This window comes from Streptomyces sp. CRN 30 (assembly GCF_034105845.1).
Window position 1 is genome coordinate 20,706 of the sequence record NZ_JAVRHI010000489.1, and the last position, 15,891, is coordinate 36,596.

The following is a 15,891-nucleotide window of genomic DNA, read 5'->3' on the forward strand; positions in this document are numbered from 1 at the left end:
TTCCGACAGCGGGATCTTCGGCTCGCGGTCCGCCGTGAACAGGCCGTTGATCTCCTGCTCGGTGTCGGTGAACTGGGTGCAGCAGAAACCCGCGAGTCCCGAGTCCCGATCCGCCGGTTCCCCAGGGAACCGCAGGTCGACGACGGTCGCGGCACACGGTCCACTGCTTCAGCGGCATGCCGGTCACCGGCGCCGTGCGGGTCCCGTACGAAGCCGGACTGGCCACGACGGTGATTGTTCTTGTCAGCCCTGTGTTCGTCGGCCCCAGGTGCGGCAGCACAGGACCAGGCGGTAACCGTCCGGGTCGGTGATCGTGACTCCATGCTCGTCCCAGTACGGGTTGTGCGCGGGGACCACAGTGCCGCCGGTGGCTGACAGCCGGGCGATCAGCGCTTCGTCCACGGGGGCGCCGAGGTGGACCACGAACAGGTCGTCCACGGTGGGAGTCGGATCCAACGGGTGCTCGGGGTCGTGGGTCAGCTCGAAGTGCCAGGAAGCGTGGGGAGGGCCGACCATCAGGAGATCGTGCTCTCCCGGGACGCGGTCGGTGGTCCGCCACAGAACGTCGAGCCCCAGGCCGTCCACGGAGAAGCGTTCCGCGGCGGCCAGGTCCCGCGAGGGTCGGGCCACGCGTATGTGTGTCGAGGAGTCGATCACGCCGAGTCCGTTGAGTCCGGCGAGTCCGGCGAGTCCGGCGAGTCCGTTGAGTTCGCAGAGCGCGCCGAGTCGGTCGAGCCGGTCGAGGCCTCCAGGGCCGCACGCCATACGGGACTGTCGACGTAGTGGTTGTCGAAGCGTTCCGCGGACTCGGCGATCTCCTTCGGGTCGGCCTCGCCGCGCATCACTCGGCCGAGCAGCCGCAGGTAGTCGAACCGGTCCATGCCAGGGGTGAACGAGAACAGGACGTCCGCCTCGGCTCCCGGTGCGGCGGCGAAGGCGTGCGGGGTGTGCGGTGGTACTGCCAGGAAGTCGCCCTCGTTCAGGACGGTGACCTCCTCACCCACCAGCACCTGCAGGGATCCGCTGATCACGAAGAAGAGCTCCGTCGCCCTGGTGTGGAAGTGGGCCGGTGCTCCCACGGCCCCCTCGGAGAAGGTGGACCGGTAACTCGTGCAGCTGCCACCGGTGCTGTCCGAGTCGGCCAGCAGGGTCATCACACTGCTCGGGTCGGCGCAGGTCTCGGCTTCCGCGTGGCGGGTCAGCAGCGCTCGGCGGGGCGTTGTGGTCAGGGCTTCGGTAGGCGTTCTCTCACTCATGGGCATGGCTCCAGGATCACCTCGGAAATGACCCTTCGGTAGGGTCAATCCCGCCCTCATGGCATGGGTCAATTCTGCGGTTGTTCCGCAGCCGGTCCGGCCGGTCGCAGCCGGTCCGGCCGGTGGACGGCGCCCCCAACGGCCTGTCTGCTGTCTGCGGAAGGCGGATCGGTGCAAGCCGTCGCGCGGAGATCGCGCCCGGGCAGTTCGTCGACCTCCTCGTACGTCGAGTGAACGTGGGCGGGCGCCTCCACCGGTCGACTGACGCGCGAACGCGTCGAAACCGTCCAACGCCGGTCCTCCCACCGTTCCCGGAACGAAAGTGCGGTCACGGATTTCCGACCGCCCGACCGACCGGAAGACTTCCCGGACATCTCGAAACGTCGCGGACATCATCGCGCCTGCCGTCGACTTCTCGAGAGGGGCCCCTAATGTCGCCTGATGTCCGCACACGGTGGTCCGTCGCCGATGGGTGTGGCGTGGGTCACTGTTGACCATCCAATCGGCGCGCATTTAGCATCAGCGGCGAAATAAGCCGTCGTAGGGGCGGTAAAAAAGACGCGAACCAGATCGCTCCTCCGCTGTAGTCGGCGCGATTTTACTGAGTTTTGGTAGAAGGTGGCGATATCCAGGAGGTCACGCGATGCGCCTTTGGATCCGTGAGGATATCGGCCTCGTGCTACCGGTGGCCGACCGTGTTGTCCGCCCCCGCTGCGACCTGCCCAGGGCCCTTCGGCGTGCGCATCCATTCAACGTACACATTTCGGACGGCGGGCGGAATGGTGCAAGGCCGGCCGCGTCGGCATGTTCGTGACGCACTTTCGCAAGCCATCGCTGATTCGTACGTGAACGCGGGATCCGATGTCCGTTGCGTTCTTTCGTAGTTCGTCGTTCGTCGTTCGTGAAGGGTAATTTGTGCCTTCCCCCCGCATCGCAGTTCCCCGTCATTCCGGCGAAGAAACGTCCTCCGCGCCCCTGTCATTGGCGCAGGAGCGGCTGTGGGTCATGGCGCGCATGGACGGAGACGCCAGCGCCGCCTACAACGAGCCGATGCCCTTCGACATCCGGGGGCCACTGGACCGGGCCCTGCTCGTCCAGGCGCTGCACCTGCTCGCGGCCCGGCACGAGGCCCTGCGCACCCGGCTGGTGCCCTCCGGCGGCTCGGCGCTCCAGGTCGTCGATCCGCCGGAGACCGGGTTCCCGGTGACCTTCGAGGATCTGACGGGCCTGCCGGACGCGGCCGAGCGACTCGCGCGGTTCGCGCGGACGCGGCGGGAGGTGGAGGGTGCCCCGTTCCGCCTGGGCGAGGAACCCATGGTGCGCGGCTGTCTGGTGGCGCTCGAGCCGGAGCACCATGTGCTGATCCTGACGGCTCATCACATCGTCTTCGACGGTTGGTCCCGCTCCCTGCTGCTGCGTGAACTGGGCCTGCTGTACACCGCGCTCCAGCAGGGGCAGGACCCGTCGCTGCCCGAACTGACCTGGCAGTACAGCGACTACACCCGCTGGCAGTGGGACTGGATGTCGGGGGAGGAGCCCGCCGCGCACGCCGACTACTGGACCTCCGCGCTGGCCGGCGCCCCGGCCGTGCTCTCCCTGCCGACCGACCGTCCCCGCCCGCCAGAGCAGGACTTCCGCGGCGACCGGGTGCCGGTGATCGTGGACGAGGACCTGGCCCAGGCCTTGCGCGGCCTCGCCGCCGACAACGATGTCTCGCTGTACGCGACCGTCCTGACCGGCTGGTCGGTGCTGTTGTCCCTGCTCTCCGGACAGGACGACATCGTGGTCGGCGCCCCCACGTCCAACCGCCGCCGCGGGAACGTCGAGGGCCTGGTCGGCTTCTTCGTCAACACCCTCGCGCTGCGCGCGGACCTGTCCGGCTCCCGCACCGTCAGCGACGTCCTGAAGCAGGTGAACCAGCGGGTCCGCGAGGCGCTCACCCACGTCGACCTGCCCTTCGAGCGGGTCGTGGAACTGGTCAACCCCCCGCGGAGTCCCGCGTACACGGCACTGTTCCAGACCATGTTCGCCTGGGTCCCCTCCATGCGGAAGGAACTCGAACTCCCGGGCACGGAGGTCGAACTGCGGGAGGACGCCGCCCACGTCCCCGCCAAGTTCGACCTGGTCCTGGCCCTGGCCGACGAGGGCCGGCACCTCGCCGGGGAGATCGACTACGCGGTGGCGCTCTTCGACCGGGCGACCGTCGAACGGTACGTACGCCAGTTCCTCCGCGTGCTGCGCCTGATGACCGAACGGCCGGACGCCGAGATATCCGACCTGACGTTGCTGGACGAGGACGAGCAGCGGGAACTCCTCGCCGCCTTCAGCGCGGGGCCCGCAGCGGACGTACCGGGCGCGACGGCGCCGATGGGCCTGCTGGAGCGGTTCGCGGCACAGGTGCGCACCCGGCCGGGGCAGCCCGCGGTGGTGGCCGGTGACGAGCGACTGGACTACGCGACGCTGGACCGCCGGGCCGACCGGCTGGCCGGCGCGCTGATCGCCCGCGGTGCCGGGCCCGACCGCGTGGTGGGCCTGCACGCCGGACGCACGGCCGACCTCGTCGTCGGCGTCCTCGGCATCCTGAAGGCCGGGGCCGCCTACCTGCCCCTCGACCCCGGCCAGCCCTCGGAACGGCTCACCGCCATGGTGAGCGATGCCGCACCCGTGCTCGTACTGACCGACCGGGCGGACACCGCGGGCGACGACCGGCGGCTGTGGGAGAGCCTCGCGAAGGTGGAGGCCGAGGGAGCGCACGACGACGCGCCGGGCGTCGATACGCCGGGCGACGACGCGGACCCCGCGCGGCTCGCCTACGTCATCTACACCTCGGGCTCGACCGGCCGCCCCAAGGGCGTGGCGGTGACGCACGGCAGCGTCGTCAACCTCTTCGACCACTGGCACGACCTCATGGGGGACGCCCCCGGTGAGGCGTCGTCGGCCTGGTCGAACATCGGCTTCGACGCCTCGGTGCACGAACTCCTCATGCCGCTGACCACCGGAGCCGTTCTCCACCTGGTCCCCGACGACCTCCGGGGCGACCCCGGAGCACTGATGGACTGGCTGCGCGAACACCGGGTCACCCAGGCGTTCCTGCCGCCGTCCTACGTCCTGTGGATCGACGAGGACCCGGCCGCGCGACTGGCCGGGCTGAGCCTGCGCCGGCTCCTCACCGGAGTGGAGTCCCTGCCCGAGCGCGCCCTGCACCGCATGCGCGAGCTGCTGCCCGGCCTGCGCATCTGCTTCGGCTACGGCCCGACCGAGGCGACGCTCTACTCCACCGCCTACACCGACCCCCAGCCGTACGACCGACCGTGCCCCATCGGGCGGCCGCTGCGCGGCACCCGCCTGTACCTGCTCGACGACCGCATGCGCCCGGTCCCGGTGGGGGTGCCCGGCGAGGTCCACCTCGGCGGAGCGAGCCTGGCCCGCGGCTACCTGAACCGGCCCGACCTCACCGACGAGCTCTTCGTCCCCGACCCGTTCGTGCCCGGCGAACGCGTCTACCGCACCGGCGACCTGGCGCGCTGGCTGCCGGACGGCAACGCCGAGTACGTCGGCCGCCGCGACGACCAGCTCAAGCTGCGCGGCTTCCGCATCGAACCCGGCGAGGTCGAGGCGGCGCTCCTCGCGGTGCCCGGCGTCCGGGAGGCCGTGGTGCTCGCCGACCGCGACACACCGGGCGGCCCCCACCTGGTCGCGGGCGTGGGGTGCGACGACGGAGCCGCGCGGACGGCGTACGAGTGGCGCGCGGCCCTCAAGGGCCGCCTGCCGGACTACATGATCCCCGTCGTGGTGGCCGAGTTCCCGCGGCTGCCGCTGAACCGCAGCGGCAAGGTGGACCGGACGGAGGTGCTGCGCGCCACGGCGGAGGCCCGCTCCGGACGGGTCAACACGGCCGCGCCCCGCGACCACGTCGAGATGGCGCTGTACCGGATCTGGCGGCGGGTACTGCTGCACCCGGACGTCGGGATCGGCGACGACTTCTTCGAGCTCGGCGGCACGTCGATCTCGGCGATCAAGATGGCGTCCGCCGTTCAGGAGGAACTCGGCGTGACGCTGCCGGTCCGGGACGTCCTGCTGCACCCCACCATCGAGGCGCTCGCCGAGCGGGTGCGCGGCGACGACGCCGAGGCCGCCCGGTCCACGGAGCCCGGCAACCTGGTGGAGTTCCGCGCCGGCGACGGCCGGCGGCGCGTGGTGTGCGTGCATCCCGCCGGCGGCACCGCGTTCTGCTACCTGCCGCTGTCCACGGCACTGCCCGACGACGTCGGCGTGGTGGGACTCCAGGCGCCCGGCATCAACCCCGGCGAGTCCGTCCTGCCCGGTGTCGAGGCGATGGCCCGGGAGTACCTGCGGCTCGTCGCCCCCCGCCCGGACGAGTCACTGGTGCTCTGCGGACTCTCCTACGGCGGCCTGGTCGCGTACGAGATGGGCCGCCGTCTGGTGGCAGCCGGACACGAGAGGGTGAGCGTGGTCCTGCTCGACACCCATGGCGCGCAGGACGCGCGGGACGCGCAGGACATGGGAGACAGCGGGGGCGCGGAGCAGCCTGCCGCGGTCGCGCCGGTCGGCATGGAGGAGTTCCGGGAGAAGCTGGTGCGCTTCAACGGCATGTACCCGGGCATCGACGACGCCCAGGTGGCCCGGTACCTGACCGTCTACAACCACCACCGCGAGACGGCGGGCGCCTACGCCGTCCCCGAGTCCCCGGCCCGGGTCGTGCTGATGCAGGCGACGGCCGTGGAGGACGAGGACGGTGAGAGTTCCGAGGAGGCAGCCGTCCGCCTGCGCGCGTTCTGGCGCCGCAGGGTGCGTGGCGAGTTCGTGGTCGAGCCGGTGGCCTGCGGGCACTGGGACATGCTGGAGAGCGACGAACTGCCACGCGTCGCGGCGGTCCTCGCCGCCGAACTGGACCGGACGGCAGTCGGCTCGCCCGAGGCCGAGACCGAGACCGAGGCCGAACGTACGGTGTTCTCCGGGACGGCGGAGGCACGATGAGACCGCGCGTCGAAACCTCCCCCGCCGACGTGGCCGACATGGCCGACGCCCCGAGTGCCCCGGCCGGGCTCGCCCTCGGAATCCACCACCAGGCCCTGCGCTCACCCCACGCGGACGCGGTCGCCGACGGCGACGTACGGCTGGACTACGCGACGTTGAACGCCGCGGCCGCCGCCGTGGCCGAGGCGCTGGGCCGCCAGGGCGTGGCCCCCGGGCAGGCCGTGGCGGTGGCGCTGCCGCGCTCGTGGCGGCTGGTCTGCGTGATGCTGGGCATCCTGCGGCTGGGCGCCCAGGTGGTGCCGCTGGACACCCAGAGCCCCGCCGAACGCCGCCTCTTCATCCTGGAGGACTCCGGAGCGGCCGCCCTGGTGCACGACGCGCCCGAGGCCTTCACCGGGCTCGCGCCCGACGTGAAGGCGTTCGCCGTGGACGCGCTGCTGCCCGGACTCCCGGATGCCACGGCCAGCGTGCAGGCGCCGCCCGCCGCCGGTGAGGTGTCCTTCCTGTTCTACACGTCCGGAACGACCGGGCGGCCCAAGGGCGTCGAGGTCCGCGATGCCGGAGTCATGCGGCTGGCACGACCCGGCTACCTCCGTGTCGAGCCGGGCCTGCGCTACGCCTGTCTGGCGAATCCGGCGTTCGACGCGCTGAGCTTCGAGGTCTGGGTCCCCCTGCTGACCGGCGGCTGCTGCGTGGTCCTGCGGGACGGGGACGCGCAGACGCCCGAGCGGCTCGCGGCGGCGCTGCGGCGCGAGCGGGTGGACACCGTCTTCATCACGACCGCGCTGTTCAACGCGGTGGTCACGGCCGTGCCGGACTGTTTCGCCGCGGCAGGCGAGGTCCTGGTGGGCGGTGAGCAGCTCGACCCCCGCGTGATGCGCCGCTGGTACCGGGACAACGCAAACAGCACAGACAGCACAGACAGCGCAGACAGCACAAGAAGGGCGGATAGTGCAGACAGTGCAGACAGTGGCACTCGTCTGTTCAACGTCTACGGACCGACGGAGTCCACCACCTTCGCCCTGTGCCATCCGATCCCGCGGGACTTCGACGGTGACGTGGTGCCGATCGGCCGGCCCCTGCCGCAGACCGGTGCCGTCCTGGTCGTGCCGGACCAGGAGCGGGTCGCCGCCCCCGGTGAGGTCGCCGAACTGCTGCTGAGCGGCGCCGGACTCGCGGCCGGGTACCGCAACCTTCCCGAGGAGACCGAGCGGCGCTTCGTACGGCTCGCGTGGCTCGACGGCGGCGCGGAGCGGTACTACCGCACCGGCGACCTCGTACGGGCCGACGACGAGGGCCGGATCGAGTACGTCGGACGGACCGACCGCCAGGTCAAGGTCCGTGGCTTCCGGATAGAGCCCGGTGAGGTGGAACGGCACGTCCTCGCCCACCCGGCCGTCCGGCGGGCCCATGTGTGCACGCGCCGCGCGGGTGAGGAGGGGCCGAACGAACTGCTGGCGTTCGTCGTCCTGCGACAGGAGGTGTCCTACGAGGAGTTCGACGGCCACCTCGCGGCCCGCCTGCCCGCCTACATGCGCCCGCACCACATCCACCTCGTGGACGAGCTGCCGCTCAACGCCAACGGCAAGGTCGACCAGGCCGCACTGCTGCGGCGGGCCGACCGGCCCTGGCGGCCGGCCGCTCCTCACGGACGGGCCGCCGCGACCAAGACCGAGCGCGAGGTCCTGGAACTGGCCGAGGAGGTCCTGGGCGCCACCGGCCTCGGGCTCGGCGACGGGTGGATCGCCGCCGGCGGCGACTCGTTGAAGGCCCTGCGGTTCCGCTTCGCCGTCCGGCAGCGCTGGGGCCGCGACCTGACGCAGGCGGCCGTCCTCCAGGGCGACCTGGCCGCCGTCGCCCAGGCTGTCGCCCAGGCCGTCGCCACGGTCGGCACCGGCGAGGAGAGCGCCTGTCCGGCACCGGTGGTCGCCGGTGCCCACGAGGCGCCCGCCACGAGCGAGCAGCAGCGGCTGTGGCTGCTCCAGCGCCGCGCGCCGGGCTCGCGGGCGTACTCCGTGGGACAGGCGTTCCGCGTGGACGGGCCCGTCGACACCGCCGCCCTCCGACGGGCGCTGCGGACCCTGGTGGCGCGCCACGCGGCACTGCGGACGGGCTTCGCCCTCGGAGCACAGGGACTCCGGCAGACGGTCGGCGCACCGTACGACCCCTGGCACGAGCCGGGCGGCACACAGCGGGCATGGAGCGAGGAGGAAGCGCACACCTACGCCGACACCTTCTTCGCCGAGCCCTTCGACCTCGCCGTCCCCCGGATGCTCCGGGCCTGCTGGCTGCCCCGTGACGGTGGCGGAACGCTTTTGCTGCATCTGCACCACATCGCCGTCGACGGCTGGTCGCTGAGCGTTCTGCTGCGGGATCTGTCCACCGACTACGCCGACACGGACACGGACGCCGACACGGATACGGACACGGACACGGATACGGACACGGATACGGATACGGATACGGATACGGTCCGGACCCCGGCACCCGCTCCGGCTCCCGACCCCCTGGACTTCGCCACCTGGCAGAGCGGCTGGTTCGCGACCGCGGCCTACCAGGCACAGCGCGACGAACTCCTGGCGTACTACCGGGACTTGCAGGAGCCCCAGGAGCCGCTGCCCGATCAGGACGCCGGTCCGGCACCGCGGGCGCGGCTGCTGCACACCTCGCTCGACGTCGTACGCCGGGCCCAGGTGGACCGGCTCTGCGCCGAGCTCGGGCTGACCCGCTTCCAGGTGCTGCTGAGCGTGTTCTCGTGGAGTCTGTACGGCGTGACCGGCCTGGTCCGGCCCCGCGTCGCCACCCCGGTCGCCAACCGCCCGGTACGCGAGTTCGAGGACAGCGTGGGCATGATGGCGAACACCGTGCTGCTGCCGGTGACCGTCACGCCCGGTGCGGACCTGCGCGCGCACCTCGTCCGTACGGGAGCCGGGACGGAGCAGGTGCTGCGACGCCAGGACGTGGCGCTCGCGGACGTGCTGACCGGCTGGGAGGCCGTCGGCGACGGCACCCCGTTCGATCTCCTGTTCGTCCTGGAGAACACCGACTTCGCCGGGCTGCGGCTGCCCGGCTGCGTCCAGCGCCCCTTGTGGTGGGCCGCGCCGGAGGCCAAGTGCCCGATGACGGTCTCCGTGGTCGAGCACTCCGACGGACTCGACCTGCTGTGGGAGTACGCCGAGGACCGCTTCACCGGGGAGGCCGTCGAAGCGATGGCCGAGCTGTTCCGGCGGGGCGTGGACGCGCTCGCGTCCGGTGGCCGCTCCACCGCGCGGGAGCTGGTCGCACCGTACCGGCGGTCCCTGCCGGAGCACGGGCGCGGCCCCGCCCCGGAACCGGGCTTCACCACGGTCGCCGAGGGCTTCGCACGGCAGGTCGCCCGTACCCCCGACGCCCCCGCCGTGCTCACGGCCGACGGGAGCACCCTGAGCTACGCGGCGCTCGACGCCCTCGCCGACGCCCTCGCCACCGAACTGGCCGACCGTCACCCGGTCCCGTCCGACGGCGGCCCCTGCCGGGCGGCCCTGTACCTGAACCCGTCCGCCGAGCACGTGGTGTCCCTGCTGGCGCTGGCGCGGCTGAACGTCACCGCCGTCCCCCTCGACCCCTCCTACCCGGCCGACGTGCTGCGCCGCGTCCTGGAGCGGGTCGACCCGCTGTGCGTCCTGGTCGCGGAAGACGGAGCGCCGGCCCTGGACACGCTGCTCACGGACGGCGCCGTGCGCCACCCCGTCGTCCTGGCGGACCTGGCGCACCCGGCGCACCCGGCGCCGCGGGAGACGGAGGGCGCGAGGAGGTGGGGTACGCACGACGGCGCCCGGCCGCTGTACACCCTGTTCACCTCCGGCTCCACCGGCGTCCCCAAAGGCGTCCAGATCTCCGACCGCACGCTGTGCGACCTCATCCGGTGGCAGTCCGGACCCGGTGGCCTGACCGCTCCGGCGGCCACCCAGCAGTTCTCGATGCTGGCGTTCGACGTCTCCTTCCAGGAGATCTTCGGGACGCTGTGCACCGGCGGCAGCCTCCAGCTCGTCCGCCCCGGGTGGCGCCAGGACGCCCCGGCACTGCTGGAGCGGCTGGAGTCCGCGGGGACCGAGCGGATCTTCATGCCCTACGTGGCCCTGCAACTGCTCGCCGAGTACGGGGTCCGCCTGGGCAGGTTCCCCTCCCGGCTGCGCGAGGTGGTCACCGCGGGCGAGCAGCTGGTGTGCACCGACTCCGTCCGCCGCTGGTTCGCCGGACTGCCCGGCGCCCGCCTGTTCAACCACTACGGGCCGACCGAGACGCACGTGGTCAGCGCCCTGTGCCTGGAGGGCGACCCGGACCGGTGGCCCGAGCGGCCCGCCATCGGACGCCCCGTGGCCGGCGCCGACCTGCGGGTGGTGGACGCCCAGGGCGACCCGGTTCCGCCCCGGTGCACCGGCGAGCTGCTGATCGGCGGCACCATGACCACCCGCTGCTACCTCGACGAGCCCGCCCTGAACGACACGCGCTTCGTCGCGGTGCCCGGCACGGGCCTGTTCTACCGCAGCGGTGACCGTGCGTGGTTCGACGACGAGGGCCTGCTGCACTACGCGGGCCGCGACGACCAGCAGATCAAACTGAGCGGGCACCGGCTGGAACTCGGCTCCGTCGAAGCGGCCCTGCTGCGCCACCCACTCGTGTCCAACGCCGTCGTCGCGCGGGACGGTGACCGGTTGACGGCCTGCCTGGAGGTACGCGGCGGGGTCCCGTCCGCCGACGACCTCACCGCACACCTCTCCGCCCTGCTGCCCTCCTACGTCCGGGTGGACCGCTTCCGGAAGCTGGGGAAGCTGCCGCTCACCCCCAGCGGCAAGCTGGACCGGCGGGCGGCGCTTCGGGCGCCGGGAAAGGAGATACGCCGTTCGGCGGCCGCCCGTACCACCCATACCACCTGTACCACCCATACCACCCGTACCGGCCTCTCAGCCGAGGAGGAGCGGCTCACCGCCGCCTTCGAGGAGGTCACCGGGGCGACGATCGGACCGGACCAGACCTTCTTCGAGGCGGGCGCCTCCAGTCTCGCCCTCATGCGCTTCCACCTGCGCTGCACCACGGCACTCGGTCTGCGCTTCGGCGTCGCGGACCTGTTCGAGCACGTCACCGTCCGCTCCCTGGCCCGCCACCTTGCTGCCGCCGACGGCCTCCCCCGCACCCGGACACCCGCCGCACCGGCCGGAGAGAACGCACCGGCCGGAGAGAACGCATCGGCACGGAAGAACGACGGGATCCCGGAGCCCGGCGAACCGATCGCGGTGGTCGGCATGGCGGTACGGGTGCCCGGCGCCCCCGACCTGGCGGCCTTCTGGGACCTGGTGGTCTCCGGCGGCACCGGTATCCGTCGCGTCGACGCCCCGGAGGGCGTCATCGGCGCGCACAGCACGCTCGACGGGATGCTCGACTTCGACCCGGGCCACTTCGGCATCAGTCCCCAGGAAGCACGCCTGATGGACCCCCAGCAGCGCCACCTGCTGATGGCCTGCGTGCAGGCACTGGCACACGCCGGGGTCGCGGACACCTCGGCCACGCGCGTGGGCCTGGTGGCCGGCGCCGGGGAGAACACCTACTTCCAGTCCCTGCTGCGCGAGGCGGATCCCGCCCGGCTGCCCGACGGTTTCCAGCTCGCCCTGCACCACGACAAGGACTTCCTGACCACCAAGGTGGCCTACCACCTCGGGCTGACCGGCCCCGCCTTCGCCGCCCAGACCGCGTGCTCCAGCTCCCTGGTCGCCGTGCACCTCGCGGCCGGCCTGCTCCGCCAGGGCGACGCCGAGGTGATGCTCGCCGGGGGAGTGCTCGTCGACCCCACACTGACCGGCGGCTACCGCTACCGCCCGCAGCACATCTTCTCCGCGGACGGTGACTGCCGCCCCTTCAGCGACGACGCGACCGGCACGGTCGGCGCGAGCGGCGTCGGTGTCGTGGTCCTCAAACCGCTGCGGCGGGCACGGCGCGACGGCGACACCGTCTACGCGGTAGTCACCGGCTCGGCGGTCAACAACGACGGCGCGATGAAGATGAGTTACACCGCGCCGTCCCTGGCCGGGCAGCGCGAGGTGATCCGCACCGCGCTGGCCCGCGCCGGACGCACGGGCGCCGACCTCGGCTACGTGGAGGCGCACGGAACCGGCACCCGGCTGGGCGACCCGATCGAAGTGGGCGCGCTCCGCCAGGCGTTCGACGTGGACGAATCCGCCCGCTGCGCGCTCGGCTCCGTCAAGAGTCAGCTCGGCCACATGGGCGCGGCCGCCGGTGTGGTGGGCCTCGTGCGCGCCGTCCTCGCCGTGCACCACGGGACCATCCCGCCCACCATCAACTTCCGCGCCTTCAACCCGGAGATCGGCCCCGACCCCACCCCCTTCCACGTCCCGGACCGGGTCACGCCCTGGCCCGGGGGACGCGCACGGGTGGCCGCGGTGAGCAGCTTCGGGATCGGCGGCACCAACGCCCACGTCATCGTGGAACAGGACACCGGTACCGGGAGCGGGAGCGGGAGCGCCGCGACCGGCGCGGTACCGAAGTGCCTGGTGCTGTCCGCCTCCAGCGCCGACGTCCTCGCCGCCGACGCCACCCGGATCGCCGACTACCTCGAGCTGCGGCCCGAGCTGTACGAGTCCGTCCTGCGCCACCTCCAGTCCGGACGCGCGGCCCACCGCCTGCGGACCGCCGCGCCCGCCGAGGACGCCTCTGCCGCCGTGCACTGGCTGCGCGCGGTGGCCGCCGGAGGGGTTCCGCACGGCACCGCGGACCCGGACGCCGCGCCGGTTCCCGCCGTCGGCCGCACGGCCCGCGACCTCGCCGAGGACTGGACCGCCGGAAGACCCGTCGACTGGCGGACGGACCCCGCACCGGCGTCGGCACCCTGGGACTTCCCGCCCCCGTCCTTCGCGCTCGCGGAGTACGACTTCGACCGCACGCCCAAGGCCACGCCCAAGGCCACGGCCGAGGCCCCGTCCGTGGCGGAACCCCAGCGGCTGCCGCGGGCCGACTGGCTGCACCAGCCGCACTGGGTCCGGCTGCGCCGCGCCGTCGTCGCGGGGTCCACCAGGGGCTCCACCGCGGGCACAGGCGCACCGGCCGGACGCGCGCCGGTCGTGGTCGTCGTCGCCTCCGAGAGCACGCCGCAGGCAGCGCTCGCGCCGTTCCGGGCCGTGGCGTCACGCCTGGTGAGCGTGCACCCGTCCGACACCTTCGCCCGCAGGAGCGCCGACGTCTTCGACGCCGACCCGGCCGACCCGGCGTCCCTGCGCCTGCTGCTCGACGCGCTGTCCGAGAAGGCCGGCACCGACGGCACCGACGGCGACGCCCTCACCCTGGCCGACGCGGAGTGGGTGCACGCGCTGCCCCTGGACGTCACGGGACCGGTCGGCCCCGGCACGCTGGAGCACGCACGCCACGCCTGCCTCGACACCACGGCGGCCCTGGCCCAGGCCCTGTCCGGGCGGACCGGCTCCCCGCGCGTGTGGTGGCTGTCGTACGGCGCACGACCCGTGACCGGCCCGGTGGACCGGCCCGAACTGGCGCTCCTCGCCGGGCCGGTCGAGGTCGCCCCCCAGGAGGCCGCCCTGGACGGCCACTGGCTGGACCTCCCCGACGGCGACCTCACCCGCTGGGCCGCACACGTGGCCGCGGTCGTCTCCGAAGCGCGACGGACGGAACATCCCGATGGCCGGGCCCTGCCCCGGCAGCTCGCGCTGCGGCAGGGCCACTGGTGGCGACCGGGCACCACGCCCGTGCCGGCGCCGTCCGGCACGGAGCCCCTCGTACCGTTCGCGGTCGGTGAGGAAACGGTCCACCTGATACTGGGCGGCACCGGCGGTATCGGCCGTGCCGTCGCCGCCTGGCTGCTGGAGCACACGCGCGGCCGGGTCCTGCTGCTGTCGAGGAACCCCCGGCTGCCCGCGGAACTGACCCGCTGGGCCGACCGCGTCGGCCTCGTACCGGCGGACCTGGCGGCCATGCCCGTGCACGAGGTGGCGGCGGCCGTCGCCGGACACACACCGCGGCTGGACGGTGTGGTCCACGCGGCCGGCCTCGGATTCGGGGGACTGCTCGTACGACGCGACGCCACGGCGATGCGCGAGGCCGCCGCGGCCCGGGAAAGGGGTGCCCTCGTCGTGGAGCACCTGATCGAGACGTTCCACCCGGAGGTCGCGGTCTACTGCTCCTCGATGTCCGCCCTGCTCGGCGGCGTCGGCCAGAGCGACTACGCGGCCGGCGCGAGCCTCCTCGACGGCTTCGCCCACCACCGCGCCGCGGAGACGGGGACGACCGCCCGGATCGGTATCGACTGGGACGTCTGGCGCGAGACCGGGATGGCGACCGCGGTCCTGGACGCGGACCGCCGCCACCAGGCGCACCTGGAGGTCGGACTGACGGTCGAGGAGGGCAAGGCGGTCTTCGCCCACGCCCTGGCCCTGCAACTGCCGCAGCTCCTCGTCTCCACCACCGACATCGCCGCCTCCCGCGCCTTCTACGCCCCCTCGGCCGGCGACCGGACGGAACCGCCCGCCGCACGGTCCGGACCGGCGCACCCCGGGGCCGACGACGCGACGGGTTCCCCGGCCCCGGACAGCGCCACGGCACGAGCCGACGCCCTGGCCCGCGTCATCCAGGAGCTGCTGGGCGTGGAGGAACTGGACCCGGACGGCTCCCTGTACGACCTGGGCGCCGACTCGCTGACCCTGATCAGCCTGATCGACCGCGTCGAGGACGACTACGGCGTCGCGTTCGACCTGTCCTCCTTCAGCCACCGGGTCAGCCTCACCGAGGTCCTCAAACACATCGAGGCGGCCCTCGCCCCCTCCGAGCCCACCACCGACTCCACCGCCGGGCCGGCCGGGACCACCGCGTCCCGGGTCGTCCTCGACACCTGGCAGCAGGGAACCGGCCCGGACGTCGTGTGCCTGGTGCACCCCGTGGGCGGAGACATCCAGGCATACCGGTCCCTGGTGGCGGCGCTCGGTCCCGTACCGACCGTGTGCCTCATCGCCGATCCGGCACTCCGCGACGCCACGGTGCCCGCGTGGTCCCTCGCCGAACGCGCCCGCCACTACGACGCGGAACTCCGCCACCACTTCGGCGGCTCCGGCCACCGGCTCCATCTGGCCGGGTGGTCCTACGGCGCCCGGGTGGTCATGGAGATGGCCGCCCTGGCCGAGTCGGCCGAGCGGCCGGTGGCGGCGCTCCACCTGCTGGACCCACCACCGCCCCGGGCGGACGCCCTGGTCGCCGCCTACGACGAGACCCACCTCGAGCGGGTGTTCGCCGCCGAGCTCGGCACCGGGGTGACGCCCGCATCGGCGGAGCACGCGCAGGCGTACGCCGAGAGGCTGGCCCGCTGCTGCCGGGCGAACCTGCGCAGCCTGGGCGAGCACCGCGTACGACCGCTCGCCTCCACCCCCACGTTCCTGTGGCTGGCCGAACAGCCCACGACGGGTGTCCCCGCCCCCGGTGACCCGCGGGAGACGGACCGGCAGTGGAGTGCCTGTCTGCCCCCCTCCGCCGTACGGCGGTCCCTGCCCACCGACCACTACGGCGTCGTCGCGCCACCCCATGTGCACACGGTGGCCGAGACCGTCGGGGCACTGCTCGACCAGAACTCGTAACCCCCACGCCC

At 72.9% G+C, this 15,891-nt stretch carries 4 protein-coding genes; 2 read left to right on the forward strand and 2 right to left on the reverse strand.

Annotated features, from left to right (window positions below; all coding sequences use genetic code 11):
- Positions 1 to 243: 243 nt before the first annotated feature.
- On the reverse strand, positions 244 to 630 hold the full coding sequence (locus UW392_RS55140; protein ID WP_320783035.1) for a VOC family protein: 387 nt from the start codon (positions 628 to 630) through the stop codon (positions 244 to 246).
- Between the two features lie 23 nt (positions 631 to 653).
- Positions 654 to 1,256 (reverse strand): cupin domain-containing protein, encoded by a 603-nt coding sequence (locus tag UW392_RS55145; RefSeq protein ID WP_320783036.1) that lies wholly within the window; start codon positions 1,254 to 1,256, stop codon positions 654 to 656.
- 915 nt (positions 1,257 to 2,171) lie between these two features.
- Between UW392_RS55145 and UW392_RS55150 the strand changes: the two genes are divergently transcribed.
- A complete protein-coding gene (locus UW392_RS55150) occupies positions 2,172 to 6,254 on the forward strand; it encodes an amino acid adenylation domain-containing protein (RefSeq protein WP_320783037.1) in 4,083 nt (1,360 codons plus the stop codon).
- Entirely contained in the window at positions 6,251 to 15,880 is a 9,630-nt protein-coding gene (locus UW392_RS55155) for an AMP-binding protein (RefSeq protein WP_320783038.1), read from the forward strand. The genes UW392_RS55150 and UW392_RS55155 overlap by 4 nt, the downstream gene beginning before the upstream one ends.
- Positions 15,881 to 15,891 lie beyond the last annotated feature (11 nt).

Excerpts from the sequence above, each read along its gene's own strand:
- UW392_RS55145 (WP_320783036.1), bottom strand. The coding sequence starts at position 1,256 with ATGAGTGAGAGAACGCCTACCGAAGCCCTGACCACAACGCCCCGCCGA.
- UW392_RS55155 (WP_320783038.1), top strand. The coding sequence starts at position 6,251 with ATGAGACCGCGCGTCGAAACCTCCCCCGCCGACGTGGCCGACATGGCC.